This window comes from Candidatus Izemoplasma sp. (genome assembly GCF_982632705.1).
Genome location: NZ_CEXEES010000092.1, coordinates 1 through 3906 on the forward strand (window position 1 = coordinate 1; position 3906 = coordinate 3906).

The window sequence follows — 3906 nt, forward strand, 5'->3', positions numbered from 1 at the left end:
AGCCATTGCTTCAAGTACTGTATATAGTAAAGATTCCGGAGAAAGTTTTTTTATCAGTTTATCTGCTAATCCTCTATCATTAGTAATTTTTGACATTACTCTATTATGGTCACCATAAGTGTACTTGTGGTTATGAGTTGATTTTGCAAACTCTTCTTTAACATGTGTAAATAGACATTTTAGGTTATGAGTCTTTTTCATATTTGTTGCTCTTAGTCCATATATTGTTTTATCTTTATCTATTAATTCTAATTGTTTCATAGATCTAACATAGTTTTAAAATTCAGATAATTTTCTACCTTGGTATACAACATCATGTCTATCTAACTCTACATAGTAACCTTCTAAATCTGTAAGCTCACCTGTAAATGTTTTTGTTTCCCATTTATCAGATTTATTCCATCCGCCTGGAGTGTGATACTGTACTGTTATTTCAGTTGGTGCACCTTTTACTTTACTAGATGCTTTTCTTCTTACTTTGTCTAGGTCTGATACTTTGATAATTTCTGGGTTACCTAGTTTAGATTTTAGTGCTCTATATGTTTTGCTTGAAACAATAATATAAGGAGTTGTATATCTGCCATATTGACCATCATTCATATATTGTTTAACTCTAGCATCGACAGCTTTGTCATCTGGAGTAGCAAAGAAAAGTATATTTTTATCATTTACAGATAATGACCAATATCTATCATCACTTTTTGAGTGCCAATTTTTTTGAGCATTTTGATTTTGTTTTTGCCATTTACCAGAATATGTTCTATTGAAAAATCTCATTTCATCCATATAGATTTCTGGGATCTCTAATTGAGTGCTTGAAACATCTCTGTTATTCCAAAGGATTTTTCCTGATTCATCCATATATGATTTAATAGGAGAATGATGTCCTCCTAGTGTAGACATAACTTCTTGATATCTCATTCTAGCCGTCCATTCATTTTTAGAATCTTGAATAGCTTTTGAAACCATTGGAGGTAATTCTTCTATAATGTTTTGAGCATGTCTTAGGATATTATCAACTGTAGCTTCATCATAAGATAATGCCTCTCTTGAAGGAGCAATATTTACTTCACCGATATCTACTGTAAACATAATATTCATTTCTAACAACTGTTGAATAATATTACTTGCATTATTCAGTTTAGTACCCATATCTCTAGTATTGATAGGATAAGCAATTTGACCTTGAACAACTCTTGTTGAGCCATGTCTGCTTGTTGATACCATTTTCCAGTTAGCACCTTCATAGATATACTCTTCATTTGTTTGCCATTCAAAGTTTGAGTCACCTGTAATGGTTGGTTTAACTGTAAAGTATTTTAATTGGTCATTTACTTCTCTTGCAAATGTTTTGATATCTTCTTCTTTAATTGCTACTTCTATTTCAATACCAGACGGTTCATCAGATGCTTCTTCATGGAATTTAGCAATGCTTGGAATTTTTGATTCATCTAAGAACGAAGAGTAAATTGTTTTGATACCATCTTTGAAAGAAGTAACAGTAAAAGAGTCTGCTACACCAAAAGGAGATTTACTACCAAGACCTAAACATCCTACTACATCATTTGAGTTTGTTTTTGTTGATTCAAAGAATGTTGTATAAACATTTTGAATTTCATCTGGAGATAGTCCAGGTCCAAAGTCTCTGATTCTGAATGATGGTTCTAATGCGTTTGGAAGTTTGATAGTAAAAGGAATGTCTTTTTTATTTACCATAACATGTGCATCATATGCATTTGTTGATAACTCTCTTACCATTGAACCTAATGGATTAGAATATAAATTGCTTGATAAAATTTGGAATGCTTTTGCTGAGGCTTTAATTGTGAATGCGTTTACTGACTCCGCTCCACCTATTGTTACATCTTGTTTAGTGTTTTCTACTACCATAATAAATTTCCTTTTCTTTAAATATACTATATTATATCATAATCCTTCTGAGAAGTCAAGGTTTATGGTATAAATTTTGAAATTCTTTTTATGAAATTTCTCTCATAACTTTTAGGTAAGTATCTATATTAGTAGTCATTAACTCTTTTACACTTACTAACTTTTCACCTTGGTCAAGGTCGCTATCCGTAATAGTTGTTTCTTTTGCGAATGTTGCTATAGGTTCTACTAACTGATTGTCTGTTGTTACTCTTACTAAAATATCTAATGTTGCTCTTCCCATAATAATTCCCTTATGCTGTTGTGTTAAATTCTGAAACAGTTCTATATGTTTCACAGTCGTATTTGCCATTAACGATTTTCTTTGATAACAAAGAAGTCATAGTGCTTTCTTTCTGGTATGCTGTTAAGATAGTAGCATTTTCATTTTCTAGTTGTTCAATTTTCTCTGCCTGTAATCTAATAGTTTTTAGGTGTTGGTCATTTGATTGTTCATAACTAAACAGAGCGTCATCTTGTTCTTTGTATTTTAAAAGTTTTTCAATTTCTCCTGATTGTTTTTTCACTACTCCCATTAGTAATGGAGATTGATTTTTTTGAAGTTCCGCATTTTCCGCTTTCAATCTAGCAATCTCTTCAAGCAATTCATTATGCTCTAACTCTCTTGTTTCCCAATCTACTTTTGAAATCTTTACATAATTTGAACTAAACATTTTTTACACCTTTCCTTTATTATGGTTATATTATAACATAATTCTTATTGAATGTCAAGGGTTTTGAAAAAGAATTTAATCTATTTCAAAACCGTTTTCTTCTGCTATCATAAGAACTAGTGAATAAGATATACCCATTATCTCTGACACTTTATCAGCTGGTGTTCCTTGTATAGAACCTACTATAGTTTTATAGAATGATTCTGGTTTTAATCCATAAGGGTCTGATGACACTGCATCTTCTAACATTGTTTGAATTGAGGGTGAAATTAAATTGTAATCTTTCATTGTATCGCCTTTGTTTGATTGTAGGTATATTATATCATATTTTGAGTTGTTTGTCAATAGTAAAATTGGTGTATTGTGGAATTCTTTTGAATGTTGAAATAATGCCTGTAAAACCTATATAATAAAGGGTCTAAATAGCGGTGAAGGGGTCATAGCTTGGCTTGGTGGAATAGTAGTATATTTGCCCTATATTAGTAGGTTGAAAATATTGATACTCTATGGAGACTTTACTATAGAGTATCAAAGGTATTGAGGTGGGTTTTTTTAACTAAAGATTTCATCCCATTTGTGGTTTTGACAGTCTTTGATATATTCTGACTTCATTTCAATAATGTGATTAGTATCCCATCTGTCGTCAATGATATCAGGAGAGTGGGTAGTGATTACAAATTTTGTATATGGGAAATTTCTCATAAGGATTTGCAACACATATCTAGCAAGGTGTATATGTAATGATGCTTCCGGCATATCAAGGAAATAGTATTCAGTGCCCATTCCTTCATCTATTGCCATATATAACATTACGAATAATCTACTATACCCACTACCAGACATTTTAAAAATCTCTCTTAGGAGATCTGCATCTCCTCCTATTGGTCCAATCTGGTCTACTGTATGACCATTCTTTGCCTTTGTCCAATTGAATACATCATCTTTAAAATCCCCAGAGAATTCCATAAACATTTTTGCTACAAAGATAATGTCTTCGTCTGATGCTTGCTCCATTAGTATTGGTGCTAACTCTAATGAAGTCATTGCATCATAGAATGAATATGAATAGTTGTGAGACTCTGCCCACTCTGCCATTTTGTTTAGTAGTAATGTTTTACCAGAACCATTTGGACCTACTACAAATGTATAGTCTCCTTCTTGCCAAAGGACTTCATTTGATGGTAAAAATTCTGGTAGTTTGAATAAGATTGACATAGTATCCCTTTTTATTAATTAGTATATTATAACATATATAGGAATAAATGTCAAGTTAAAATACAAAGATATCTTGAGCTTCTTTTGA

At 31.5% G+C, this 3906-nt stretch carries 6 protein-coding genes; all 6 read right to left on the reverse strand.

All coding sequences use genetic code 11. The features are described 5' to 3' along the window. The coding region (locus AC2LE6_RS08610) for a hypothetical protein (protein ID WP_484478850.1) at window positions 1–261 on the reverse strand (261 nt) is incomplete at its 3' end. Between the two features lie 15 nt (window positions 262–276). Next, window positions 277–1890 (reverse strand): ATP-binding protein, encoded by a 1614-nt coding sequence (locus tag AC2LE6_RS08615; RefSeq protein WP_484478851.1) that lies wholly within the window; start codon window positions 1888–1890, stop codon window positions 277–279. Between the two features lie 88 nt (window positions 1891–1978). Then, on the reverse strand, window positions 1979–2173 hold the full coding sequence (locus AC2LE6_RS08620) for a hypothetical protein (protein WP_484478852.1): 195 nt from the start codon (window positions 2171–2173) through the stop codon (window positions 1979–1981). 10 nt (window positions 2174–2183) lie between these two features. After that, on the reverse strand, window positions 2184–2603 hold the full coding sequence (locus AC2LE6_RS08625; protein ID WP_484478853.1) for a hypothetical protein: 420 nt from the start codon (window positions 2601–2603) through the stop codon (window positions 2184–2186). 75 nt (window positions 2604–2678) lie between these two features. Beyond that, window positions 2679–2891: a hypothetical protein gene (locus tag AC2LE6_RS08630; protein WP_484478854.1), complete on the reverse strand. Its 213-nt coding sequence runs from the start codon at window positions 2889–2891 to the stop codon at window positions 2679–2681. 264 nt (window positions 2892–3155) lie between these two features. Then, the gene (locus AC2LE6_RS08635) at window positions 3156–3818 is read right to left on the reverse strand and encodes a hypothetical protein (protein ID WP_484478855.1); all 663 of its coding nucleotides are present in this window, start codon (window positions 3816–3818) and stop codon (window positions 3156–3158) included. Between the last annotated feature and the right edge of the window lie 88 nt (window positions 3819–3906).

Excerpts from the sequence above, each read along its gene's own strand:
- AC2LE6_RS08620 (WP_484478852.1), bottom strand. The coding sequence starts at position 2,173 with ATGGGAAGAGCAACATTAGATATTTTAGTAAGAGTAACAACAGACAAT.
- AC2LE6_RS08615 (WP_484478851.1), bottom strand. The coding sequence starts at position 1,890 with ATGGTAGTAGAAAACACTAAACAAGATGTAACAATAGGTGGAGCGGAG.
- AC2LE6_RS08625 (WP_484478853.1), bottom strand. The coding sequence starts at position 2,603 with ATGTTTAGTTCAAATTATGTAAAGATTTCAAAAGTAGATTGGGAAACA.
- AC2LE6_RS08630 (WP_484478854.1), bottom strand. The coding sequence starts at position 2,891 with ATGAAAGATTACAATTTAATTTCACCCTCAATTCAAACAATGTTAGAA.
- AC2LE6_RS08635 (WP_484478855.1), bottom strand. The coding sequence starts at position 3,818 with ATGTCAATCTTATTCAAACTACCAGAATTTTTACCATCAAATGAAGTC.